General features: G+C 59.4%; 23 protein-coding genes, 4 tRNA genes and 1 riboswitch. Of the genes, 8 read left to right on the top strand and 19 right to left on the bottom strand.

The features are described 5' to 3' along the window. Positions 1-135: 135 nt before the first annotated feature. The 6 genes from flgE to HX815_RS00780 form a co-directional block, all read right to left on the bottom strand. Positions 136-1458, bottom strand: coding sequence for a flagellar hook protein FlgE (flgE, locus tag HX815_RS00805; RefSeq protein ID WP_087694478.1), 1323 nt, complete (start codon positions 1456-1458; stop codon positions 136-138). Between the two features lie 31 nt (positions 1459-1489). Continuing rightward, complete coding sequence (flgD, locus tag HX815_RS00800; RefSeq protein ID WP_003214242.1) at positions 1490-2218, bottom strand: flagellar hook assembly protein FlgD; 729 nt, start codon at positions 2216-2218, stop codon at positions 1490-1492. Between the two features lie 16 nt (positions 2219-2234). Further along, the gene (flgC, locus tag HX815_RS00795) at positions 2235-2687 is read right to left on the bottom strand and encodes a flagellar basal body rod protein FlgC (RefSeq protein WP_003214244.1); all 453 of its coding nucleotides are present in this window, start codon (positions 2685-2687) and stop codon (positions 2235-2237) included. 3 nt (positions 2688-2690) lie between these two features. After that, positions 2691-3098 carry a flagellar basal body rod protein FlgB gene (flgB, locus tag HX815_RS00790; RefSeq protein ID WP_003214246.1) on the bottom strand — a complete coding sequence of 136 codons (408 nt, stop codon included), beginning with the start codon at positions 3096-3098 and terminating at the stop codon, positions 2691-2693. 234 nt (positions 3099-3332) lie between these two features. Further along, positions 3333-4160: a protein-glutamate O-methyltransferase CheR gene (gene cheR / locus HX815_RS00785; protein ID WP_003214248.1), complete on the bottom strand. Its 828-nt coding sequence runs from the start codon at positions 4158-4160 to the stop codon at positions 3333-3335. 43 nt (positions 4161-4203) lie between these two features. Further along, the gene (locus HX815_RS00780; RefSeq protein ID WP_003214250.1) at positions 4204-5136 is read right to left on the bottom strand and encodes a chemotaxis protein CheV; all 933 of its coding nucleotides are present in this window, start codon (positions 5134-5136) and stop codon (positions 4204-4206) included. 80 nt (positions 5137-5216) lie between these two features. Between HX815_RS00780 and flgA the strand changes: the two genes are divergently transcribed. From flgA to HX815_RS00760, 4 genes are all read left to right on the top strand, one after another. Further along, positions 5217-5981, top strand: a complete 765-nt coding sequence (flgA, locus tag HX815_RS00775; RefSeq protein ID WP_032899382.1) for a flagellar basal body P-ring formation chaperone FlgA — start codon at positions 5217-5219, stop codon at positions 5979-5981. Between the two features lie 142 nt (positions 5982-6123). Beyond that, positions 6124-6447 (top strand): flagellar biosynthesis anti-sigma factor FlgM, encoded by a 324-nt coding sequence (gene flgM, locus HX815_RS00770; RefSeq protein WP_177027680.1) that lies wholly within the window; start codon positions 6124-6126, stop codon positions 6445-6447. Positions 6448-6495: 48 nt separating this feature from the next. After that, positions 6496-6963 carry a flagellar protein FlgN gene (gene flgN, locus HX815_RS00765; protein ID WP_003214256.1) on the top strand — a complete coding sequence of 156 codons (468 nt, stop codon included), beginning with the start codon at positions 6496-6498 and terminating at the stop codon, positions 6961-6963. A 95-nt stretch (positions 6964-7058) separates the two neighbouring features. Continuing rightward, positions 7059-7808: a flagellar brake protein gene (locus HX815_RS00760; protein WP_087694479.1), complete on the top strand. Its 750-nt coding sequence runs from the start codon at positions 7059-7061 to the stop codon at positions 7806-7808. Between the two features lie 60 nt (positions 7809-7868). On the opposite strand, the gene HX815_RS00755 is transcribed toward HX815_RS00760, so the two are convergent. Together HX815_RS00755 and HX815_RS00750 are read right to left on the bottom strand one after the other, a co-directional pair. Further along, positions 7869-9251, bottom strand: a complete 1383-nt coding sequence (locus HX815_RS00755) for an MFS transporter (protein WP_102369716.1) — start codon at positions 9249-9251, stop codon at positions 7869-7871. Between the two features lie 342 nt (positions 9252-9593). Continuing rightward, positions 9594-9670: transfer RNA gene (locus HX815_RS00750), tRNA-Arg, on the bottom strand. Between the two features lie 337 nt (positions 9671-10007). Here HX815_RS00750 and HX815_RS00745 point away from each other — a divergent pair. The 3 genes from HX815_RS00745 to HX815_RS00735 all read left to right on the top strand — a co-directional run bounded on the left by HX815_RS00745 (position 10008) and on the right by HX815_RS00735 (position 11197). Next, a complete protein-coding gene (locus HX815_RS00745) occupies positions 10008-10235 on the top strand; it encodes a hypothetical protein (protein ID WP_003214261.1) in 228 nt (75 codons plus the stop codon). Between the two features lie 20 nt (positions 10236-10255). Beyond that, entirely contained in the window at positions 10256-10435 is a 180-nt protein-coding gene (locus HX815_RS00740; protein WP_003214263.1) for a PA3371 family protein, read from the top strand. Between the two features lie 435 nt (positions 10436-10870). Further along, a complete protein-coding gene (locus HX815_RS00735; protein WP_003175643.1) occupies positions 10871-11197 on the top strand; it encodes an Arc family DNA-binding protein in 327 nt (108 codons plus the stop codon). 103 nt (positions 11198-11300) lie between these two features. On the opposite strand, the gene mgtE is transcribed toward HX815_RS00735, so the two are convergent. The 8 genes from mgtE to ltaE all read right to left on the bottom strand — a co-directional run bounded on the left by mgtE (position 11301) and on the right by ltaE (position 19051). Then, positions 11301-12743 carry a magnesium transporter gene (mgtE, locus tag HX815_RS00730; protein ID WP_003214265.1) on the bottom strand — a complete coding sequence of 481 codons (1443 nt, stop codon included), beginning with the start codon at positions 12741-12743 and terminating at the stop codon, positions 11301-11303. A gap of 339 nt (positions 12744-13082) precedes the next feature. Beyond that, positions 13083-13159: transfer RNA gene (locus HX815_RS00725), tRNA-Arg, on the bottom strand. A gap of 72 nt (positions 13160-13231) precedes the next feature. Then, positions 13232-13308 (bottom strand) — tRNA-Arg (locus HX815_RS00720). A gap of 108 nt (positions 13309-13416) precedes the next feature. After that, positions 13417-13507: transfer RNA gene (locus HX815_RS00715), tRNA-Ser, on the bottom strand. Between the two features lie 62 nt (positions 13508-13569). Further along, positions 13570-13758, bottom strand: coding sequence for a carbon storage regulator CsrA (gene csrA / locus HX815_RS00710; RefSeq protein WP_002554426.1), 189 nt, complete (start codon positions 13756-13758; stop codon positions 13570-13572). 186 nt (positions 13759-13944) lie between these two features. Further along, a complete protein-coding gene (locus HX815_RS00705) occupies positions 13945-15186 on the bottom strand; it encodes an aspartate kinase (protein WP_003214308.1) in 1242 nt (413 codons plus the stop codon). 95 nt (positions 15187-15281) lie between these two features. Continuing rightward, positions 15282-17900 carry an alanine--tRNA ligase gene (gene alaS / locus HX815_RS00700; protein ID WP_177027679.1) on the bottom strand — a complete coding sequence of 873 codons (2619 nt, stop codon included), beginning with the start codon at positions 17898-17900 and terminating at the stop codon, positions 15282-15284. Between the two features lie 146 nt (positions 17901-18046). Then, entirely contained in the window at positions 18047-19051 is a 1005-nt protein-coding gene (gene ltaE / locus HX815_RS00695; RefSeq protein ID WP_177027678.1) for a low-specificity L-threonine aldolase, read from the bottom strand. 190 nt (positions 19052-19241) lie between these two features. After that, a riboswitch (FMN riboswitch) is annotated at positions 19242-19411 on the top strand. Positions 19412-19522: 111 nt separating this feature from the next. Between ltaE and HX815_RS00690 the strand changes: the two genes are divergently transcribed. After that, the gene (locus HX815_RS00690) at positions 19523-20032 is read left to right on the top strand and encodes a 6,7-dimethyl-8-ribityllumazine synthase (protein ID WP_076015023.1); all 510 of its coding nucleotides are present in this window, start codon (positions 19523-19525) and stop codon (positions 20030-20032) included. A 130-nt stretch (positions 20033-20162) separates the two neighbouring features. Here the strand turns inward: HX815_RS00690 and astE are convergent, their stop codons facing one another. The 3 genes from astE to astB are packed head-to-tail and all read right to left on the bottom strand — an operon-like array spanning position 20163 to position 22839. Continuing rightward, complete coding sequence (gene astE, locus HX815_RS00685) at positions 20163-21167, bottom strand: succinylglutamate desuccinylase (RefSeq protein ID WP_003214315.1); 1005 nt, start codon at positions 21165-21167, stop codon at positions 20163-20165. An 11-nt stretch (positions 21168-21178) separates the two neighbouring features. Continuing rightward, entirely contained in the window at positions 21179-21469 is a 291-nt protein-coding gene (locus tag HX815_RS00680; protein ID WP_003214319.1) for a hypothetical protein, read from the bottom strand. 23 nt (positions 21470-21492) lie between these two features. Next, positions 21493-22839 carry an N-succinylarginine dihydrolase gene (gene astB, locus HX815_RS00675; RefSeq protein WP_177027677.1) on the bottom strand — a complete coding sequence of 449 codons (1347 nt, stop codon included), beginning with the start codon at positions 22837-22839 and terminating at the stop codon, positions 21493-21495. Between the last annotated feature and the right edge of the window lie 39 nt (positions 22840-22878).

Genomic DNA, 22878 nt, shown 5'->3' with positions numbered 1-22878 from the left:
GCCCGGTTGGCCTTGGACCGTTCCGACAGTCGTGTATCCGCCTGTAACGCCCCCGCCTATAGGCGTTATCTGAACGTCCAAAAAAAAGCCCCTCACGCGAGGGGCTTTTCGGTAAAGCGAGTTAAAGCGACAACATCAGGTCATCTGAATGATGGTCTGCATGATGGTGCTTTGGGTGGAGATGGTCTTGGCGTTCGCCTGATAGTTGCTCTGGGCCTTGATCAGGTCCACCAGCTCGTTGGTCAGGTTGACGTTGGAGTTCTCCAGGGAGTTGGCCACGATCGAACCCAGGGTACCGACTTGCGGGGTATCAAAACCCGGCTGGCCCGACGCGAAGGTTTCTTTCCAGGTGGTGCCGCCGGCTGGCTGCAGGCCCTGCTCGTTGTTGAAGCTGGCCAGGGAGATCTGGCCGATGGCCTTGCTCTGCTGGTTGCTGAACGTGGCGAACAGTACGCCGCTGCCGTCGATTTTCAGCCCGGTGATTTGCCCGGTGGCGTAGCCATCGGTGGTCGGCGGGTTGCGGTAGGTGGCGGAGTTGTACTGGGTGATGTTCCCCATGTTGACGGCAACGCCGTCTGCGTTGGCGGCCGCACCGTTAGGCGTCCAGACACCATTGACCAGGCCGCCCGGCTTCCAGTCGGAAATGGTCAGGGTGGTATTGGAAGCGGTGGCTGGCGGGGTAACGATCCCGGTCAGCTTGCCGGAGGTGTCAAACGACAGCGTCGAGGCGACTGGCGCCTTCACGTCAGTACCGGTGCCGCTGATCGGCGAGCCGTCAGGGTTGCGCCCATCGATCAGGGTGTAGGACTTCCAGGTGTTGGAGTCGGTCTTCACCAGGTACTGCACCATCGGATGCGCGTTGCCCTGCGTATCGTAGAGCGTGGTGGAATATTGAGTGGTGAAGCTGTCCGATTTGGTCGGATCAAACGGGTGCGCCGTCTGGTCGATCGCCGTCTCGGAGGAGTTCAGGTTACTGGTGGAATCCACCTTGCTCGAAGCCTTCGGCGGCAGGTACGACAGGTTGAGCTGCAGGTCGGTCAAGCCGCCCTTCTGGATGTTGCCATCGGCATCCGCTGCGTAGCCTTGCAGCCGCGAGGTGCCGGTGTTGTTGGTGATGTAGCCGTCCTTGTCGGCCCGGAACGCACCGTTGCGGGTGTATTCCAGCGAACCGTCGCTGCCCTTCTGCACGAAGAAGCCGCCGCCCTGGATCGCCATGTCGAGCGTGCCGCCGCTGTTGTTGACGTCACCCTGGGTGAACTGCTGGGACACGGCCGCCAGGTTCACGCCGTTGCCGACGCTGTTCTGGCCGGTACCCAGCTTGGAAGCCGCGTAGATATCCGCGAATTCCGCACGGGACGACTTGAAGCCGGTGGTCGCGACGTTGGCGATGTTGTTGCCCGTCACGTCCAGTTGTTTGTTGGCCGCATAGAGGCCGCTAAGGCCGATGTTAAAAGACATTGTTCTCTCCTTTTGCCGTATTTAGCCGGCTCTATGTACCGATAGTCTGAATTTGCGACAGCTTGATACTGCCCAGGCCGCCCGCCAGGTTCAGCACCATTTCAGCGCCGTTCGTGCCCAGGGTTACGCTGGTCACCGTTGCCGGCAGCGAGGTGGCGAGGGCCACCGAGTCACCCTTGTCATTCTTGGTGGTGGCATTGAAGGTGTAGGTGCCGGGTGGCGCCGTCTCACCCGCATCGGTCTTGCCGTCCCAGACGAAGCTGGAGTTGCCGGCGCTCTGGGCGCCCATGTCGATGGTGCGAACGACGTTGCCATCCTTGTCGGTGATCTTGACGGAGACGTTGCCCGTCGCCGCCGTCACCGCCACGGAACCGGTCATGCTCTTGCTGGTATCCACCATCGCCTTGTCGGTCTGGGTGATGACCGAACGCCCCACCAGCGACGAAGCCTGCAGCGCCTGGGAGGAGCTGAAGTTGCTGGAAATCGCATTCACCGAGTCATTCAGGTTGTTGATGCCTTCCAGACTGCTGAACTGCGCCAACTGTGCGACGAACGCGCCATTGTCCTGGGGCGACAGCGGGTCCTGGTTTTTCAGCTGGGTCACCAGCAATTGCAGGAACGCGTCCTTGCCCATCGCCTGGTTGCCCGTCGCCGACTTGGCGGCGTCACCGACGCTGGTGTTATCTGTCGCCGTCTTGACCTTGGAGTTAAAAAGGTCCTGGACTGCCGTGTTCGTCGAACTGTTATCAACAATGGCCATTATTTGGCGCCCCTTATCACTGACCCAGGGTCAGGACCTTCTGCATCATGGTTTTGGCGGTGTTCATCATTTCCGCGTTGGTCTGGAACGAGCGGCTGGCGGAAATCATGTCGGCCATTTCCTCGACCACGTTGACGTTGGGGTAGTACACGTACCCTTTTTCGTTCGCGGCAGGGTGGTTCGGCTCGTAGCGGGCTTCGAGGTTGCTCTGGTCTTCGACCACACCGAGCACCTGCACGCCCTGGCCTGCGGCATCCTGGTTCTGGAACAGCGAATCGCCGCTGCCACTCTGGCCGCCCTGGCCGCCCTGGAACATGGTGGCGAACACCGGGTGCCGGGCGCGGTAGGTCTGGTCAATGCTCGAAGACACGGTCTCGGCGTTGGCGATGTTACTGGCGACGGTGTTGAGGCGCGTGGTCTGCGCACTCATGCCACTACCGGCAATATTGAAAACACTGGCGAGGGACATGGCTTATTCTCCACGCAGGGCTGACATCAGCCCTTTGAATTTGCTGTTGAGCAGGGTGAAGCTGGCCTGGAAGTTCACTGAGTTCTCGGCGTAGGCCGATTGCTCCAACTGGGCGTCCACGGTGTTCTGGTCGATCGACGGTTGCATCGGCGTGCGATACAGCAGCGACTCGTCACCATTGCCCAGGCCTTGCGCCTCGATATGACGGCTGTTGGTCATGTTCAGGGCGAAGGTGCCGTTCTTGGTCTTGTCTTGCTGGGCGGCGAGCACGGCAGAGAAGTCCAGGTCCCGAGCCTTGTAGTTCGGGGTGTCGGCGTTGGCGATGTTGTTGGCCAGGACTTCGGCACGCTGGGCGCGAAAGCCCAGTGCTTGTTCGTGGATACCGAGCGCTTTATCGAAGCTGATGCTCATGGCGGAAACCTTTAGGGGCTGACCTGCTTTTCGTAACAAGGATTTAGCAAGGGCCATGCCAAGTTGCTTGAGCCCCGTAAATCAAGGGTTTGCGAGGGAGTTGCCGGCGGCAATGCCAGAAAAGCGGCAAAGGGTTTCCGCGAAACGCCAGTAAAGCGGCAATGAGGGCTTGCCGCTTTGCGGCCATAAAAAAAGGGAGGCCTGTGCAGGCCTCCCTTTTTGTCCAAGCACTCGTCACTTGGCCTGGTAAATGATTCCAGGACTGCACTGCACCATCTGGTAATGATCCGGCAAACCGTTCAGCGCCTCGGAAGCCCCCAGGAACAGATAACCGCCACGCTTGAGGGTGCCGTGGATGCGCAACAGAATGTCTTTCTTCACCTCGGCCGAGAAGTAGATCAGCACGTTGCGGCAAAACACCATGTCGAACTTGCCCAGGCTGGCATAACTGTCCAGCAGGTTGAACGAACGAAACTCCACCCGGCTCTTGATCGGCGCCTTGACCGCCCAACGCCCTGCTCCCTTGGGATCGAAGAAACGCTGCAAGCGCTCCTGGGACAACCCGCGCCCCAGCGCCAGGCTGTCGTACTCGCCGGTCTTGCAGTTGGTGAGCATGGTGCCGGACAAATCCGTGGCCACGATTTGCGCCCCGGCCTTCAACTGGCCCATGTTGGTCCGCTCGAACTCATCGATGGCCATCGAAATCGAATACGGTTCCTGTCCCGACGAACAGGCGGCCGACCAGATGCGCAGGCGCTGGCCGGGAGCGGCCTTGATCGCCTCGGGCAGCACCTTGTTCTTGAGCACTTCAAACGGATAGGTATCGCGAAACCACAAGGTTTCGTTGGTGGTCATGGCGTCGACCACCATCTCCTTGAGCCCGCTGCGTGGCTGGCCCTGGATCCGTTGCACCAACTCCCCGAGGGACTTGATGCCTTGCTGCTCCATCAGTTTGTTGAGACGGCTGGATACCAGGTACTGCTTGTTTTCACCGAGCAATATGCCACAGGCCTTTTCCAGGAAGACCCGGAACTGTTCGAAATCCAAATTACCCGTAGACAATGATACCGCCTCTTAAATCGTGTGACCGCCAGGGAAAAGGCCCCTAGCCGTGATCTGCTGCCTTGATCCGGTCGACTACCCGGGATGCCAGGTCATCAGGGCGGAATTTGGCCAGGAAGTCATCGGCACCGACCTTCTTGACCATCGCCTGATTGAATACACCCGACAACGAAGTATGCAGGATGATATGTAGTTTTTGCATGCGTGGGTCGTTGCGTATCTCGGCCGTGAGGGTGTAGCCGTCCATTTCCGGCATCTCGATGTCGGAGATCATCATCAGGAATTCTTCTTCCGGCTTCTTGCCCTCATCCACCAGCTTGCGCAGGTAATCCAGGGCCTGGCGACCGTCATTGAGCGCGACCACTTCGACCCCAACGGTCTGCAGGCAACGGGACACCTGCTTGCGCGCGACCGAAGAGTCGTCCACCGTCAGCACCCGCAGCGAGATCGCCTTGTGCGCGGTTTCGGCGTCTACCACGCCCACCGATATCGCCTCGGAGGTCGGGGCCACTTCGGCGAGGATTTTCTCCACGTCGATGATTTCCACCAACTGGTTGTCGACCCGCGTCACCGCCGTGAGGTAGTGATCGCGACCGGTGCCCTTGGGCGGCGGATGGATCTCTTCCCAGTTCATGTTGACGATGCGCTCCACCGAGCGCACCAGGAAACCCTGGGTCTTGGTGTTGTACTCGGTAATGATCACGAACGGGCTCTCGCGGTCCTGCAACCCCGCCGAACCGGTGGCCATTGCCAGGTCAAGAATCGGGATGGTCGCGCCACGAATGTTCGCCACACCGCAAACCACCGGGCTGGACTTGGGCATTATTGTCAGCTTGGGACACTGCAACACTTCGCGAACCTTGAAGACATTAATCCCGTACAGCTGCTTGCCGTCCAGACGGAACAACAGCAACTCCAGGCGATTCTGCCCCACCAGCTGTGTGCGCTGGTTCACTGAATCCATTACACCGGCCATGCCCAGACTCCTACGCTAAAACTTAGGGGTACGACGCGTACCCAACACTAAACGGCACGAGCTTTGCTTTTTTATTGGCCATGGACATCAAAACGACAGTTTCCCGACGCCTCCGATCCCCACAGTACCGCAGATTGCTCTGCGTCTCGATGGCGTTGCTTGCCTTGGCTACGGGCCAGCCGGCCCGCGCCGATAACGTCACCTTGCCTGATCTGCTTATCGGCGTCACTCAAGGCTTTCTTGAGTTCACTGTAGAAGATTATCTGGCCACGACGCAGACACCGGGCCGCTACGAAATCCAGGTCAACCAGCTGGATCCGCGCCTGCGCATGCCCATGTGCGACAGAGAATTGACAGCTTCCCTGGAAAGCCCCGCCCAGCCCATCGGGCGCGTGACCGTGAAAGTGCGCTGCGAAGGCGCCTCGCCCTGGACGGTGTTCGTGCCCGCCCAAGTCAAACTGTTTCGCGAAGTGGTGGTGGTGACGCGCCCGCTGAAACGTACCGGAATCATTGGTTATGATGACGTCGCGATGCGCGAGCGCGACATCAGCATGATCACCCAGAGCTACCTCACGTCCCTTGACCAGGCACTCGGGCAGAAACTTACCCGACCAATGGTCGCCGACCAGGTGATTACCCTGGTCCATCTCGAGCAGGCCGAAGTCGTGCGCAAAGGTGACCAGGTGGTGATTTCCGCCAGCAGCGGTGGCCTGAATGTAAAAATGCCGGGGGAAGCCCTGTCCAACGGCGGCATGAGTGAACAGATTCGCGTCAAGAACCTGAATTCCAACCGCGTGATCAAGGCCCGGGTGACTGCGCCGGGGCAGGTTGAGGTGGCTTTATAGATCACTGGCATCGGACGCCAGCTTTTCCTACACTGTGCGCAAAGCGGCATCGCGCATAGGTTTATTGTCAATCGAGCCTAAAGTTTGTCCGGGTATGGCCGAAAACATGGCAAGCGTCCAAATACCCAGAGGTTTTTTTAACATGGTCATCGATTTCAGTCGTTTGAATAACGCCCTGCCAACGCCCAGTTCTTCGCGCACCAACGGTGCCAAAGACAGCGTTGAAGCCAAGTCCCAGCCTCTGCCTGCCAAGACAGAACAGGCCGGTGCGAGCCAAAGCGGGGAATCGGTACACCTGAGCAATGAGGCTCAACAGTTGCAGAAGGTCACTGACTCGCTGAGCGATCAGCCAGTTGTCAATAAAGCCCGTGTGGCCGAATTGAAACAGGCGATTGCCGATGGCAGCTATAAGGTCGACAGCAACCGTGTAGCCAGCAAACTGCTTAACTTCGAAGCCGAGCGCTAGGCAAAGGCCTGCGCCAGGCTTTTGGACGCTTAAACCCCAAGGCCAGCCATGCACGACGAAAACTTGCTACAACTGATCATTGAAGACCTGCCTCCCGCACAGCAGCTGCTGGAGCTCCTTCGAGAAGAATCACTGGCCCTGTACGGCCGGGACATGCGCATGCTGGAAGAAATCCTGGCGCGCAAGCAATCGCTGATCGTCCTGCTGGAACAGCACGGCAAGAAGCGCAGCCAGATTCTGATCAGCCTGGGCCTCACGGCCGACCACAAGGGCCTGGAACAACTCGCCAGCCACTCCACGGTGGGCGACCAGTTGCTGGCCCAGAGCAAAGAACTCAACCAGTTGCTGACCCTGTGCCAGGAAACCAACCTCCTCAACGGCCAGGCCATCCAGCTTCAGCAAGCCACGACCGCCAATCAGTTGCGTATCCTCCACGGCGGCGAGCCTCCGGCTCTCTACAACGCTCAAGGCTCCACCTCACGCCTGGCCAAGCCAAGCACCCGCAGCCAAGCCTGAAACCAGTTTGAGCGCGCCCTATCCAAGTCGCGCCACATACTGGCAAAATGACAGCACTTGCGTGTAGTCGTATTTTGTCTGGAGATGGAAGAACCGTGTTCAACGCCCTTAACGCGGAAGATGCTCCGCAGCCACCCAAGGTACTCACCACGCCGCTGGAAATCGCTGGCACCTTGCGGATGCTGCAAGAAAGCCATGATCCGCTGATCATCACCTTCCATGAACGCAACCAGCGGTTTCAAAGCTACCTGGTGGAAATCGACCGGGACAGCAAGACACTGGCCCTGGACGAAATGGTCCCGCGCGACGGCGAACGCTACCTCGAGAATGGCGAAGCTTTCCGGATCGAAGGTTTTCACGAGGGGGTGCGGGTAGCCTGGGAAAGCAACGGCACCCTGACCCTCGATGAAGCCGGCGGCCACCGTATTTACCGCGGCAGCATGCCTGGCGAGGTGATTTACCATCAGCGTCGCAACGCCTTCCGCGCGGCGCTGAAGCTGGCGCAACTGGTGAGCGTCGAACTGGGCGGCGACAAACTCAAGGCCCCCATCAGCGGCAAGTTGCTGGATATTTCCGCCACCGGCTGCAAATTGCGCTTCGAAGGGGATATTTCCGAGCGCCTGCAACTGGGCCAGGTCTACGACCGATTTATCGCCGCGCTACCCTTTGGCAGCATGACCACCTCGGTAGAACTGCGTTACCTGCACTTCGAAGAAAGGATCAACACCACCTTCGCCGGCCTACGTTTTCATAACATGAGCGGGCTGGTGCAGCGCCAGGTCGAGCGGTTTGTGTATCAACTGCAGCGTGAAGCGCGCCGGTTTGACAAGGACGACGACCTTTAAACAATAAAGGTCGCGACAAAAAAACGGGCAGTCCCTCAAGGGGGCTGCCCGTTTTTGCTTTCAGGGGCGCGCCCTGCTCAAGTCGTGGGGGTGATCATCCGGGTCCGGATGCTCTGGTGGCTCGGTGACAGGCTCCGGCTGATCCAGCTCGGGATCGACTACTGGCTCGGGATCCACAACGGCGGTCTGCATCTGGTCCTGCACCACCTGTTCGTCCACTCGCGGATCAAGGCACGCTACCAGGGGCGAGCTGGACATGCTGTCGGGCATCGCCACGTGATGCAGCGGTGCGTCGTCCACCTGATGCAGGTTGGTGACCGCCTTGGGCCGGATGCGCCACACCAGGATCAATGCGCACACGCTGAAAAACGCATACAGCATATGGCTGCCGAACAGCTTCATCACCACACCGGCCAACAGCGGGCCGACACTGGCGCCGATGCCGTAGGTCACCAGCAACATCGCAGTGAGCGACACCCGGCGATCGCCCTCGACGTGGTCGTTGGAAAACGCCACAGCCAGCGGGTACAGGCAGAACTGCACCAGGGAACAGAGAAAGCCCGCGACGAACAGCACTTCCAGTGGTACCTGGGTCATGATCGCCAACGGCAACGCGGCCACCGCCAGGCACAAGGCGAAACAGCGAATCAACAGCGCGCGGTCATATCGATCGGAAAGCCAGCCCAACGGCCACTGCACCAGCAGCCCGGCGAAAATGCAGCTACCCATGAACAGGCCGACCTGCTCGGTGGTCAGCCCTTGCTGAGACGCGTACAGCGGTGCCAAACCGTAGAACGAGCCGACGATCAGCCCGGCCCCCAACACCGTACTGAGGGACTGCGGCACCCGCTTGATAAAGAAGCGCGGCTCCATCGGCGCCGGATGCAGCGGCGCCGGGTGAATGCGGCGAGTCATGGCCACCGGCACCAGGCACAGCGCAAAACACAGCGCGACCAGCATCAGCAACTCAAGCCCCAACTGCGGGTGCATCACAAGGATCAACTGCCCCAGCACCAGGCCCAGGTACGAGGCGATCATATAGCCGCTGAACACCGCACCGCGTTGCTTGGCTTCAGCCTGTTCGTTAAGCCAGCTCTCGATGACCATGTACTGGCACATCATGCCCAGGCCGACAATCATCCGCAGCACAATCCAGGCTGGCAGCCAGTTGATCAGCCCGTGGCCCAACACCGCCGCGCCGACGATCCCGGCACAGGTGGCGTAGGCCCGGATATGCCCGACGCGGCCAATCAGGCGGTGACCGATCTTGCCCCCCAACACCAGGCCAAAATAGTTGGCGGCCATCAACGCACCGACCCACAGGCTGTCGACGTGATCTGCCGCCAGGCGCAAGGCCAGGTAAGTACTGAGCAGGCCAGAGCCGATCAGCATCATCAGGGAAGCAAAATAAAGGGCTCGAAAAGGTTTCCAGATCTGGCGCATCGGCGTTCCGAGCGGCTCCTTGCTGTGGGTGTCAGGACTACCGGAATGATAGTCCCGGGTCGTCGGGTCCGGACAGCCAAAACATGCGGTTGCCGGGGAATATTTTGCTCATGCCAATTGGCTACGTGTCAGACGCTCGCCAGTCACCCGCGAGGTACAGGATGCAGACGAATACTTGCGCCGCCCCGCTCTTGCCTCCCGTGTGAACCTCAAACGCGGGCAAGGTTCGGTTGGTGTTTGAAAAGACTGCCGCACTCAAACGCCCGGCCACAAAAAAGCCCCGCCAGATAAATCTGATCGGGGCTTGCGGACGTCGAGGCCGCTTGGGCAGCAACGGTGAAGTGGTGTCCCAGGGCCGGTTCGAACGGCCAACCTTCCCCTTAGGAGGGGGATGCTCTATCCAATTGAGCTACTGGGACTAATGACAGCCAACCGGCGATGGGCACGGCGACGGACGGCGTGCATGTTAACGGCGCAGGTGAATTTTGTCATGTCGTCCGTTGGCTTTTTGAGTGTAGGCCCATGCCAGTGACACCCGGTGGTATTCCGCTCAACGATTACGGACGGTTCGGACCATCGTGCAAAATGCACTCCCCCCAAAATGCCATCATTGCAAATTGCAACAGCATGACAATCTGAACACTATATAAATGTTTGATTTTAAAGGATTTATTGTCAATTAAAGACTGGCACGACACCTGCAATCCTTTATCCTACAAATACAGTCCGGCCCAGCCATCTGCGGAGAACATGCACATGAACAGCGCACTTCTACTAGCCCTCAATACCGTTGCACTGGCTGCGCTGGTGATGTTCCATTTTCAGTCCACCACTTCCGACGACGCCGCACAGGTCAGCCAGGCGATTCCCCACCACCTGCAGCAGCGTCCGCAACTGGCTGTCATGAAGCCGAACATGCAATCCCCACTGCAACTGACCCAGGGCACTCAAGCTGCTCCTGCCACTGAACACTGGGTTTTCTGAACCGCTTACCGGAGCATTCCATGAACAAGTCCGCCTGGCTGTTTCTGACCCTGGCACTGGCCGCCGCCGGCCTCGGCCTTAACGTATTGTCGCAAGACGTACAGACAGTCTCCTTCGTCGCCGCCGGCGTGTTTGGCAGCCTGTGGGTATTGGCAGTCTTCATTGGTCGCCGCATCAAATTCGATCCCGTACTGCGCTGAATCCCCCCGCTCGTCGCCCTCGCTAAAATCGCTGCCACGCCTCGGCTCGTCCGTCCGGACAGCCGACCATATGTCGCTCCGCATTCGTAAATTGGCAATTTGCCACTAATCTTAAAGTTAAGGGCAAAAGGCCATATTGCTATAGGATGTGCGCCCGAAAAGCCTTTTGCGCCCAGGGTCTGCGGGCTCAACACTCATTTGGGTGCGTCCGCGGAAAGTTTTCCAACCAGTCCGCAAATTTTGAAATGAGTACTGGCATAAAGCCGGTAGCCGGTTCAATATTTGTCACAGAATTGACGCCAAGGAACTGGCAAATCTGAGGCATGATGCGGCCTCTTTGCAATTCAGGTTGAACATTTGGCAGCAAACCTTGTCCTAACATGCATCTTGCGGCCAATTCCAAAAACCGCTCCCCTGAACTAACCGGTTAAATATATGCGCCCATTGAAACAGGCAATTTATTCCAGCCGTACGGCTGACAAGTTCGTCGTACGTCTGCCAGACGGAATGCGGGAACGCATTGCCGAGGTGGCTCGCAATCATCACCGCAGCATGAACTCCGAAATCATCGCACGCCTGGAACAAAGCCTGATTCAGGAAGGTGCGCTGGGCGACGAGCTGAGCATGCGCCTGGACAGCCCCGAGCTGTCACTGCACGAACGCGAACTGCTGCAGCGTTTTCGTCAGCTCTCCCACCGCCAGCAAAATGCTCTCGTCTCGCTGATCGCCCACGACGTTGAGGCAGCTGCAGAAGCCAACTGATTGGCAACTGAAAGCTGAAAGCCAGCCATGCGCTGGCTTTTTTTTGCCCGGGATTTGGTCAGGAAAGGATCAAGGGGCAAACGCCCCCGATCCATGGAAGGGATCAAAGCAGGAAGATGGTTGCCAGGCCCAGGAAGATGAAGAAGCCGCCACTGTCGGTCATGGCCGTGATCATCACACTGGCGCCCATCGCCGGGTCTCGTCCAAGGCGCACCAGGGTCATTGGAATCAGAACCCCCATCAACGCTGCCAGCAGCAGGTTAAGCGTCATGGCCGCCGTCATGACCACGCCGAGCGACCAGCTGCCATACAGCAGGTACGCCACGATACCGATGACACCGCCCCACACCAGGCCGTTGATCAGCGCGACCGCAAGCTCCTTGCGCATCAAACGCTTGCCATGCCCGGTCCCCACCTGATCCAGCGCCATGGCGCGGACGATCATGGTGATGGTCTGGTTACCCGAGTTACCGCCAATACCCGCCACAATCGGCATCAGTGCAGCCAGGGCCACGAGCTTCTCGATGGAGCCTTCAAACAGGCCGATCACCCGTGAAGCAATAAACGCGGTAATCAAATTCACCGCCAGCCAGGCCCAGCGGTTACGCAGGGACTTCCAGACCGACGCAAAAATATCCTCTTCTTCCCGCAGACCGGCCATGTTGAGGACTTCGCTTTCGCTCTCCTCACGAATCAGGTCGACCATTTCATCGATGGTCAGACGGCCGATCAGCTTGCCGTTCTTGTCGACCACCGGGGCCGAGATCAAGTCATAACGCTCAAACGCCTGGGCCGCGTCGTAAGCGTCTTCGTCCGGATGGAAACTCACCGGGTCACTGGCCATGACGTCCGCGACTTTTTTGTCCGGATCATTGACCAGCAGGCGCTTGATCGGCAGTACGCCCTTGAGGATCCCTTCGTAGTCGACCACGAACAGCTTGTCGGTGTGGCCTGGCAGCTCTTTCAACCGGCGCAGGTAGCGCAGAACCACTTCCAGGCTGACGTCTTCGCGGATGGTGACCATCTCGAAGTCCATCAACGCACCGACCTGCTCCTCGTCGTAGGACAACGCCGAGCGCACACGCTCGCGCTGCTGGCCATCGAGGGTTTCCATCAGCTCATGGACGACGTCACGCGGCAGCTCGGAAGCCAAGTCAGCGAGTTCGTCGGCATCCATGTCCTTGGCGGCCGCCAGGAGCTCGTGATCGTCCATGTCGGCGATCAGGGTTTCACGGACCGAGTCGGATACTTCGAGGAGGATGTCGCCGTCGCGGTCAGCCTTGACCAACTGCCAAAGGGTCAGGCGGTCATTCAGCGGCAAGGCTTCGAGGATGTAGGCAACGTCGGCGGAGTGCAGGTCATCGAGCTTGCGTTGCAGCTCGACAAGGTTTTGCCGGTGGACCAGGTTCTCGACCCGGTCATTGTTCGCGCCTTCCTGGCGATGCGTCAGGTCTTCGACCACGCGCTGGCGCTGCAGCAGCTCGACGACTTGAGCCAGGCGATCCTGCAGGCTTTCTTGTGTTTTCTTTACTTCAACTTCGGTCATAGGCGAACTCCACTCCCAGCAGCGGGGCACGCCGGAAGGATCAATCAGTCAATTCATGATTGGTAAAACGGGGTACTGAGTAACTACTGGGTAAGTCCATGGAGGTGTTCCACAAGCCCCGGCGGGGCTGACGGGCGCAATGATACACCGGGCGGCCGCGTTTAACGTCAAAAAACTGGAAAGAACAAGCGCTTGCGACACAAAGCTGAGCATTGGCCACACATATGAACTGCGACGACGCAGCTTGAGAGGAAAACACATGGGCGGGAGAAAAAGGCGCCCCGGGAAATAAAAACCCCAGACGGCAAAAAGCCCGCACTAGGCGGGCTTTTTGTTGTTTGGTGCACTCGACAGGATTCGAACCTGTGACCGCTCGGTTCGTAGCCGAGTACTCTATCCAGCTGAGCTACGAGTGCAGATTGTGTTTTTAGACCAGATCACAACTGGTTGAAGCCAAGCTACCTGCATTGCTGCAACTAACTCTTAAATGGTGCACTCGACAGGATTCGAACCTGTGACCGCTCGGTTCGTAGCCGAGTACTCTATCCAGCTGAGCTACGAGTGCATTTGTTGCCGCGCATTATAGGCCGTTCAATCTCTATGTAAAGCTATTTTTTCGTTTAGTTTCAACAACTTAGCGAAAAAACCAGATTGCAACGTACTAAGCAAATAATGGCGGAGAACGGGGGATTCGAACCCCCGACACCCTTTTGAGGTGTACTCCCTTAGCAGGGGAGCGCCTTCGGCCACTCGGCCAGCTCTCCGCAACACGGGGCGTATATTAACCAGCTTCATCCCCGTTTGCAAACATAAAAAACGATAAAAATTAATGGCTTGGTTCTTCGTCCTTCTCTTTCTTGATCCGCAGGTAGATTTCCTCGCGGTGGACAGCCACCTCTTTCGGAGCGTTAACCCCGATACGCACTTGATTGCCTTTGACGCCGAGCACGGTCACGGTGATTTCGCCATCACCAATAATCAGGCTTTCTGCGCATCGACGAGTCAGAATCAGCATACCTTTCTCCTCACGCATTTCATTTCGGGAACAACAGTCTGCAAAAAAAAGGCATTCGACCTACAACCAAATGGCCATAGCCCTACACACCTAAGTATTGTCGAGCGCAGGTAAAAGAACAGGTCTTAACCACACACCCGGCAAAAAAATGAAAGGCGCGGATAACCGCGCCTTCCTGGCAACGCATCACTCGCCCTGTCGGGCCGGAGCGTCCAGCTCAAAAGCGGTATGCAGTGCGCGTACAGCCAGTTCCAGGTACTTCTCTTCGATCACCACCGACACCTTGATTTCCGATGTGGAGATCATCTGGATGTTGATGCTTTCCTTGGCCAGGGCTTCGAACATGCGGCTGGCAACACCCGCATGGGAACGCATGCCCACACCCACGATCGACACCTTGGCAATCTTGGTATCGCCGACCACTTCACGGGCGCCGATTTCCTTCGCAGTGTTCTGCAGGATCCGCTCCGCCGCATCGTACTCGTTGCGGTGCACGGTGAAGGTGAAATCGGTGGTGTTATCGTGCGAGACGTTCTGCACGATCATGTCGACTTCGATGTTCGCGCCACTGATCGGGCCCAGGATCTTGAAAGCCACGCCCGGGGTGTCTGGCACGCCACGGATAGTCAGCTTGGCTTCATCACGGTTGAAAGCGATACCGGAAATGATCGGCTGTTCCATGGATTCCTCTTCATCAATAGTAATGAGGGTGCCCGGACCCTCCTTGAAGCTGTGCAGTACGCGCAGCGGAACGTTGTATTTGCCGGCGAACTCAACGGCACGGATCTGCAACACCTTGGAACCGAGGCTGGCCATTTCCAGCATCTCTTCGAAGGTGATCTTGTCCAGGCGCTGAGCCACGGATACGACCCGCGGGTCAGTGGTGTAGACGCCATCCACATCGGTGTAGATCTGGCATTCGTCAGCCTTCAGGGCTGCCGCCAGGGCCACGCCAGTGGTGTCGGAACCGCCACGACCGAGGGTGGTGATGTTGCCGTGCTCGTCGACGCCCTGGAAACCGGCGACAACTACCACACGACCGGCTTTCAGGTCAGCGCGAATCTTCTGGTCATCAATCTGCAGGATGCGGGCTTTAGTGTGCGCGCTATCCGTAAGAATGCGGACCTGGTTGCCAGTGTAGGACACCGCCGGCACACCACGCTTGTTCAGCGCCATGGCCAGCAATGCGATGGTCACCTGCTCACCGGTGGAAATGATCACGTCCAGTTCACGGGGAACCGGTTGCTGATCGCCACTGATTTGCTTGGCCAGATCGATCAGGCGATTGGTCTCGCCGCTCATGGCCGACAGCACCACCACCAGGTCATCGCCGGCATCGCGGAATTTCTTAACCTTGTCGGCGACCTGCTCGATTCTTTCGACAGAGCCGACCGAGGTGCCTCCAAATTTCTGTACGATCAAAGCCATTTCTAAGCCGCCTCAGCCCGTAAAGGGGCGCCTGTTATTCAATCAACCAGCACTGACTGAGCCCGCGACTAGACCACGGGCTCATTAACAGCGCCTTAAATACCTGCCTCGACAAACGGCACGGTCAGGGCCAGGGCCGCGTCCAGGGCGCCGGCGTCAACACCACCGCCTTGCGCCATGTCCGGACGACCACCGCCCTTCCCGCCCACTGCCGCGGCGGCTTGCTTCATCAAATCACCGGCCTTGAGTTGGCCAGTCAGGTCCTTGGTTACACCGGCAACCAGAACGACCTTTTCCTCATGGACACTGCCGAGCAGGATCACTGCGCGGCCGAGCTTGTTCTTCAACTGATCGACCAAGGCCAACAGCGCCTTGCCGTCCTGACCGTCCAGGCGTACGGCCAGCACTTTCACACCCTTGACGTCCAGGGCAGAAGCCGACAGATCGTCGCCCGCCGCGCTGGCCGCCTTGGCCTGCAACTGCTCCAGCTGTTTCTCCAGCTGACGGTTGCGCTCCAGTACGCCGGAGAGCTTGTCGATCAGGTTTTCGCGGCTGCCCTTGACCAGGCCGGCCGCTTCCTTGAGTTGTTCTTCTGCCGCATTGAGGTACGCCAGGGCCGCAGCACCGGTGATCGCTTCAATACGACGTACGCCGGAAGCCACGCCGCCTTCGCTGATGATTTTCAGCAGGCCGATGTCGCCGGTACGGCTGGCGTGAATACCACCACACAGCTCCACCGAGAAGCTGCCGCCCATGCTCAATACGCGCACTTCGTCGCCGTACTTCTCGCCAAACAGCGCCATGGCGCCTTTTTGCTTGGCGGTCTCGATATCGGTTTCTTCGGTTTCCACCGGGGTGTTCTTGCGAATCTCGGCGTTGACGATGTCTTCCAGGGCCTTCAACTGCTCAGGCTTGATCGCCTCGAAATGACTGAAGTCAAAACGCAGGCGCTGGCTATCGACCAACGAACCCTTCTGTTGCACATGCTCACCCAGCACCTGACGCAACGCAGCGTGCAGCAAGTGAGTGGCAGAATGGTTCAAGGCAGTTGCATGCCGTACGTCGGCATCTACCTGAGTGTCCACCGGCGCGCCGACGGTCAGGTTGCCCAGCACCAGCACGCCGTGATGCAGGAACGCACCGCCGGTCTTGGTGGTGTCGCGCACTTCAAAACGACCGGAGGTGGAGCTCAGGAAACCACAGTCGCCAACCTGGCCACCGGATTCAGCGTAGAACGGGGTCTGGTCGAGGACCACAACACCCTCATCACCTTCGTTCAGCACGTCGACTGACTTGCCGTCCTTATAGATAGCCACGATCTTGGCCGAGCCAACGGTGGATTCGTAACCAATGAACGAAGTCGCCACATCAACCTTTACCAGGGTGTTGTAGTCCAGGCCAAAGGAGCTGGCGGAACGGGCACGGACGCGCTGGGCTTCCATCTCACGCTCAAACCCGGCCTCGTCGATGGTCAGCTCGCGTTCGCGGGCGATGTCGGCGGTCAGGTCCATCGGGAAACCGTAGGTGTCGTACAGCTTGAACACGACGTCGCCCGGCACCACGGTGCCCTTGAGCTCGACCAGGTCCTGCTCGAGGATCTTCAGGCCGTGCTCCAGGGTCTTGGAGAACTGCTCTTCTTCAGCCTTGAGCACGCGCTCGATGTTGGCTTGCTGCTGCTTGAGTTCCGGGAAGGCATCGCCCATCTCGGCCACCAGCGCGGCAACGATCTTGTAGAAGAAGCTGCCGGTGGCGCCCAGCTTGTTACCGTGACGGCAGGCGCGACGGATGATGCGGCGCAGCACATAGCCACGGCCTTCGTTCGACGGCAGCACGCCATCGGCGATCAGGAAGCCGCAGGAACGGATGTGATCCGACACCACCTTGAGCGACGACTGGTTGTCGTTGGCACAGCCAATGGCCGCCGCCGAAGCGCTCAGCAGGTTGGTGAACAGGTCGATCTCGTAGTTGGAGTGAACGTGCTGCATCACCGCACTGATCCGCTCCAGGCCCATGCCGGTGTCCACCGACGGCGCTGGCAACGGATGCAACACGCCATCGGCGGTGCGGTTGAACTGCATGAACACGTTGTTCCAGATTTCGATGTAGCGGTCGCCGTCTTCTTCCGGCGAGCCCGGTGGGCCACCCCAGATGTCGGCGCCGTGATCGTAGAAAATCTCGGTGCACGGCCCGCACGGGCCGGTATCGCCCATGGTCCAGAAGTTGTCGGACGCGTAAGGCGCGCCCTTGTTGTCGCCGATGCGAATCATGCGCTCGACCGGCACCCCGATTTGCTGGGTCCAGATGTCGTAGGCTTCGTCATCGGTGGCGTAGACGGTCACCCAGAGTTTTTCCTTCGGCAGCTTCAGCACGCCGGTCAGGAAGGTCCAGGCAAAGGTGATCGCGTCTTTCTTGAAATAGTCGCCGAAGCTGAAGTTACCCAGCATCTCGAAGAATGTGTGGTGGCGGGCGGTGTAGCCCACGTTTTCCAGGTCGCTGTTCTTGCCGCCGGCGCGTACGCACTTCTGGCTGCTGGTGGCGCGGGTGTAGGCGCGCTTTTCCTGGCCCAGGAAGCAGTCCTTGAACTGGTTCATCCCCGCGTTGGTGAACAGCAGGGTTGGGTCATTGCCTGGGATCAAGGAGCTGGAGGCGACACGGGTGTGACCTTGCTCTTCGAAGAAGCGAAGGAAGGCTTCACGGATTTCTGCGCTTTTCATTAGGTTCTTCCACGGAGGCTGCGGCCAAAGGCCAGTGCTAAACGTCATCAGACGGAGCGACGGCAAAGGGCCGCATTATATCGGCCCTTTGCCCGTGGTACAGCGTGTTTATGTGATAGAAACAGTCAATTAGACGGTCTGCACTGTCATTTCCGGGAAAACTCGACAAATGTCGCGAGCACTTGCTCGATCTGTGCCCGGCTGACGTCCAGGTGAGTGACCATGCGCAGGCGCGGCGCCGTGCTCAACTTGATCCCGCGTTCGGCAGCAAACGCCTTCAAGGCCTGGGCTCGATCACCGATGTCGACGTAGACCATGTTGGTCTGCACCGGCTCCACCGTATAACCCGCCTTGCGCAGTTCATCCCCCAGCCATTGGGCATTGGCGTGGTCGTCGGCCAGGCGCTGCACCTGGTGATCCAGGGCGTACAGCCCCGCCGCCGCCAGCGAACCGGCCTGGCGCATGCCGCCACCGACCATCTTGCGCAAACGACGGGCCTTGGCGATCAACGCGGTGGAGCCGCACAGCACCGAGCCGATCGGCGCGCCCAGGCCCTTGGACAGGCACACCGACACCGAATCGAAGTGCTGGGCAATTTCCCGCGCATCCACACCCAGCTTGACCGCCGCGTTGTAGAGCCGCGCGCCGTCCAGGTGCAAGGCCAGGCCGTGTTCCCGGGTAAAGGCTCGCGCGGCCGCCAGGTATTCCAGCGGCAGGACCTTGCCCTGCATGGTGTTTTCCAGCGCCAGCAAGCGGGTACGGGCGAAGTGGAAGTCGTCCGGCTTGATCGCGGCCAGCACGTGCTCCAGGTTCAGGGAACCGTCGGCCTGCACTTCCAGGGGTTGTGGCTGGATCGAGCCGAGAACCGCCGCGCCGCCGCCTTCGTATTTGTAGGTGTGGGCCTGCTGACCGACGATGTATTCCTCGCCACGCTCACAGTGCGCCATCAACGCCAGCAGGTTGCTCATGGTGCCGGTGGGCACGAATAACGCGGCGGCAAAACCCAGGCGCTTGGCCAGTTCGGCTTCCAGGCGATTGACGCTCGGGTCCTCGCCGTAGACGTCGTCGCCGCTGGCGGCCGTGGCCATCGCCTCGAGCATGCCAGGGGTCGGTTGGGTCACTGTGTCGCTGCGCAGGTCAATCACGTTCATCAAACTAGCCTCTAGCGGATTGGAGCGTTTCTTGTGTTAACGATTACTGCGGGCAAACCCGCGGAATATCAAGCCCCGTGCTTGCACAATCGAATACCAACCAAACAAACCGATATAGGTTATCGATAAACCAACCGTGCAGTTTCTGAAAAACCATGATAAAAACTCTCCGCCGCCAGGGTTCTGGCGGCAACGTTCTCAGGGCGGGGTGTAATTCCCCACCGGCGGTAATTGCACGCAACGTGCATAGCCCGCGAGCGCTTGGCGCCTCGAACTGCCTCGGCAGGACGGCGACAAGGTCAGCAGACCCGGTGTGATCCCGGGGCCGACGGTCATAGTCCGGATGAAGAGAGAACGGGATTGGCACCTAAGGGCCGCGCTGACGTCATGTTCACATGAGCCCGCTGTGCGTACCCTTAAATCCCATTCGATTCATAACGCCCTGTTTTTTTCTTAAACAGGAGTCAGAACATGCAACCCACCGCAATCGACAGCAAAAGCAAAAACCACCACGGCGAGCGCGTCGCGTTTATCCAGGCCTGCTGGCACAAGGATATTGTCGACCAATCCCGTAAAGGTTTCCTCGCCGAAATGATCGCCCAGGGCTACCAGGAATCGGACATCGATTTCTTCGAAGTCGGCGGCGCCTTTGAAATGCCCCTGCACGCCAAGCTGCTGGCCAAGTCCGGCCGTTATGCCGGTATCGTCGCGGCCGCCCTGGTGGTGGACGGCGGGATCTACCGTCACGAGTTCGTGGCCCAGTCCGTGGTCAGCGGCCTGATGCAGGTCCAGCTGGAAACCGAAGTGCCGGTGTTCTCGGTATCCCTGACCCCGCACCACTTCCACGCGGGCAGCGAGCACCATACGTTCTTCTATGAGCACTTCGTGCACAAGGGCCAGGAAGCGGCACGCACCTGCGCCGACACCCTGCACAAGGTTCGCGCACTGCGTCGCAATGAGCCACGGGCGGTAGCGGTTTAAGCAACACCACCAAGCAAATGTGGGAGCGGGCTTGCTCGCGAAGGCGGAGTGTCAGTCAATACATGTCTGACTGATACACCGCCTTCGCGAGCAAGCCCGCTCCCACATTTGACCGAGTCGGTCTCGGGGTTCAGGCCAGGCCGGCATCCGTGGTCGGCACAATCAATATCCCTGCTCGCAAGCCATTCTTGACCTTCGGGTTCGGGAAGATGATGCGTGCGCCCTCCTCTTCGATTACCCAGCGGGTCTTGGCAATGTCCTCGGCCAGCAGATAACCCTTCTCCAACTCCGAAAAGTTTTCCACGTCCGCCGGCAAATGCAGGACGAAGGTATCGCTGTGCTTGATCACTTCCCGGGAGACGCTGAACAGCTGCAGGCCATCCAGGCTCTCGGTGGCCGGCTCGTTACCCTCGATGATCTGCGTGAGGCGGGTTTCCAGGCGCGATACGTCCACGCCCTGGTTCTGCCCGAACGGCCGGGCCTTGCCCAACTCCAGGGTGAAGGACTCGGCCTCCAGCTGCTCATAGGTAAACGCCGTGAAGGTGATCGACGTCTTGTTCTGCAACAGCACCGCCTCCAGGCCGGCGGCTCGCAGGCGCGCCAGTTCACGACGTGAATGCTGGCGACCGTCCTTCCACGGGTACAGTGCGAACTGCTCGATCTTCGAGCCACGGATGGCGGTGTGCAGGTCGTAGTGCAAACGGCTACGCCCAGGCACGCTGAAGAAGGTGCGGGCCAACTGCTCAAGCTCGGCGGCGCGCATGGCTTCGGGGCCGATGTTTTGTTCGTGACGGCCATTGAACAGCCGGTTGACGTCCAGTTCGAGGTAACGCTCGCCGCGGCGCATGGCCTCGGGGTTGCCGAACAGGAACAGAATACGGGTACGGGGCTTGATCTCCCCACGGGCGATGCCCTGCAGCAAGCGGTCGGCCAATTCGATCGGCGCGGTTTCGTTGCCATGGATGCCGGACGACAGCAGTACGTCGCTGCCGTTGTCCCGCGCCTCAGGAGGCCGCACTTCCAGCGCGCCCTCACTGAGCCAGCGCAGTTGCACGCCGTCGACAGTCAGTTGAATTTTTTGCGCCGGTTCGCGACCGGCGAGGGTCAGTTCAAGCAGTTTGCCGAGGGCGAGCATACGCAGCTTCCTTAGTGGTTGCAGCCAGGACCGTGGACGTGATCGTCGTCATCACCTTCAACGTCGGCCGGTTCCATTTCCAGTTGCAGGCTCATCAGGTTGGTGGCCAATGGGCGCATCAGCAGGTTGGCGTATTCCGCGTCGCCTTCTTCCACGTCCACGCCGATCAGCAGTTGGCCACGGCCGTCGTGCTGGATCCAGATCTCCTTGCCCTGCCACACCACGGCGACGCGGGTGCAGGAGGTTTCCAGCTGGGTGCCGTCGGTATCTTCAAGGATCAGTTTCAGGGTGTCGGTGGTCATAAATAGTTCTCAGCCGTGCGGCGTTAATTGATCTGGAAAGGATAAACCGAGCCCAGTTTAAGGATTTGCGTCAGTTCATCCAGTGCCGTCCGGCACTCAAGCAGCAATTGCGGGTCAGCCAGGTCGGTTTCCCGCAGGCTGTCGCGGTAGTGCTTGTCGACCCATTGGGTCAGCGTGTCGTACAACGGCGCCGTCATGATAACCCCTGGGTTGACCGCCGCCAGTTCGGTTTCATTCAAGGCTACACGCAAGCGCAGGCACGCCGGGCCACCGCCGTTCTGCATGCTTTGCTTGAGGTCGAAGACTTTGACTTCACGGATCAGCCCGCCGGAGGACGTCAGGCCTTGCAGGTACTGCCAGACACGCTCGTTGGCGCGGCATTCTTCCGGCACGATCAGCAGCATCGAACCGTCGGCGCGGGTCAGCAGCTGGCTGTTGAACAGGTAGGAACGCACCGCGTCTTCAACACCCACCTGGGCCCGTGGCACGCAGATCGACTGGAAATTGCCGCCGAGCTTGCCGAGCTTGCCCTGCAATTCACCGAGCATCTGATCGGTATTGAGGAACGCATCCTCGTGATAGAACAGCACCTCGCCATTGCCCACCGCGATCACATCGTTGTGGAACACACCGGCATCGATCACCGCCGGGTTCTGCTGGGCGTAGACCACGCCGTCATCCCGCAGGCCGTGCAGGCGCGCGATCGCCTGGGAAGCTTCGAGGGTCTGGCGTGCCGGGTACTTTTGCGGCGCCGGGTAGCGGGTATCGAACGCGCTGCGGCCGAACACGAAAAACTCTACGCCCGCCTCACCATAGTCCCGGCAGAAACGCGTGTGGTTGGCCGCGCCTTCGTCGCCGAACTGCGCCACGGCCGGCAGCGCGGCGTGGTGGGCGAAGTGTTTGCTATCGGCAAACATCGCCCCCAGCACGCGGCTGGTGGTCGGGTGTTCGATGCTGCGGTGGTATTTGCAGTTGAGGTTGGCGGCGGTGAAATGCACGCGGCCGTCAAAGGTGTCGGCGCTCGGGCTGACGGTGGCGGCATTGGCCACCCACATGCTCGACGCCGAGCAACTGGCAACCAGCAACGGCATGGCTTGCTTGGCGGCCTGCTGGATGACTTGTGCGTCTGTACCGGCAAAACCGAGGTTGCGCAAGGCGGCCACATCCGGACGTTCCTGGGGCGCCAGCACACCTTGCACAAAGCCCATTTCCATCAGGGCCTTCATCTTCGCCAAGCCTTGCAGCGCAGCTTCCTTCGGGTTGGAGGACTGCTGGCTGTTGCTTTGGGACGCGACGTTGCCGTAGGACAAGCCGCCGTAGTTATGGGTCGGCCCCACTAGACCGTCAAAATTGACTTCACAGGATTTCATCGGCGAGGCTCCACGAACATCTGTATTTTTATAGGCATC

The organism is Pseudomonas sp. E6002 (assembly GCF_013385565.1).
GTDB lineage: Bacteria > Pseudomonadota > Gammaproteobacteria > Pseudomonadales > Pseudomonadaceae > Aquipseudomonas.
This window is presented reverse-complemented; position numbering and strand designations above follow the sequence as displayed.

Coding starts and splice junctions, on each gene's coding strand:
- flgE (WP_087694478.1), bottom strand. CDS start 1,458: ATGTCTTTTAACATCGGCCTTAGCGGCCTCTATGCGGCCAACAAACAA.
- alaS (WP_177027679.1), bottom strand. CDS start 17,900: ATGAAAAGCGCAGAAATCCGTGAAGCCTTCCTTCGCTTCTTCGAAGAG.
- HX815_RS00740 (WP_003214263.1), top strand. CDS start 10,256: ATGAACAAGTCCGCCTGGCTGTTTCTGACCCTGGCACTGGCCGCCGCC.
- flgM (WP_177027680.1), top strand. CDS start 6,124: ATGGTCATCGATTTCAGTCGTTTGAATAACGCCCTGCCAACGCCCAGT.
- astB (WP_177027677.1), bottom strand. CDS start 22,839: ATGAAATCCTGTGAAGTCAATTTTGACGGTCTAGTGGGGCCGACCCAT.
- HX815_RS00680 (WP_003214319.1), bottom strand. CDS start 21,469: ATGACCACCGACACCCTGAAACTGATCCTTGAAGATACCGACGGCACC.
- flgC (WP_003214244.1), bottom strand. CDS start 2,687: ATGTCCCTCGCCAGTGTTTTCAATATTGCCGGTAGTGGCATGAGTGCG.
- flgD (WP_003214242.1), bottom strand. CDS start 2,218: ATGGCCATTGTTGATAACAGTTCGACGAACACGGCAGTCCAGGACCTT.
- HX815_RS00745 (WP_003214261.1), top strand. CDS start 10,008: ATGAACAGCGCACTTCTACTAGCCCTCAATACCGTTGCACTGGCTGCG.
- HX815_RS00780 (WP_003214250.1), bottom strand. CDS start 5,136: ATGGCCGGTGTAATGGATTCAGTGAACCAGCGCACACAGCTGGTGGGG.
- mgtE (WP_003214265.1), bottom strand. CDS start 12,743: ATGACCGAAGTTGAAGTAAAGAAAACACAAGAAAGCCTGCAGGATCGC.
- astE (WP_003214315.1), bottom strand. CDS start 21,167: ATGCTCGCCCTCGGCAAACTGCTTGAACTGACCCTCGCCGGTCGCGAA.
- flgB (WP_003214246.1), bottom strand. CDS start 3,098: ATGAGCATCAGCTTCGATAAAGCGCTCGGTATCCACGAACAAGCACTG.
- HX815_RS00755 (WP_102369716.1), bottom strand. CDS start 9,251: ATGCGCCAGATCTGGAAACCTTTTCGAGCCCTTTATTTTGCTTCCCTG.
- ltaE (WP_177027678.1), bottom strand. CDS start 19,051: ATGAACGTGATTGACCTGCGCAGCGACACAGTGACCCAACCGACCCCT.
- HX815_RS00690 (WP_076015023.1), top strand. CDS start 19,523: ATGCAACCCACCGCAATCGACAGCAAAAGCAAAAACCACCACGGCGAG.
- flgA (WP_032899382.1), top strand. CDS start 5,217: ATGGACATCAAAACGACAGTTTCCCGACGCCTCCGATCCCCACAGTAC.
- HX815_RS00735 (WP_003175643.1), top strand. CDS start 10,871: ATGCGCCCATTGAAACAGGCAATTTATTCCAGCCGTACGGCTGACAAG.
- HX815_RS00705 (WP_003214308.1), bottom strand. CDS start 15,186: ATGGCTTTGATCGTACAGAAATTTGGAGGCACCTCGGTCGGCTCTGTC.
- flgN (WP_003214256.1), top strand. CDS start 6,496: ATGCACGACGAAAACTTGCTACAACTGATCATTGAAGACCTGCCTCCC.
- csrA (WP_002554426.1), bottom strand. CDS start 13,758: ATGCTGATTCTGACTCGTCGATGCGCAGAAAGCCTGATTATTGGTGAT.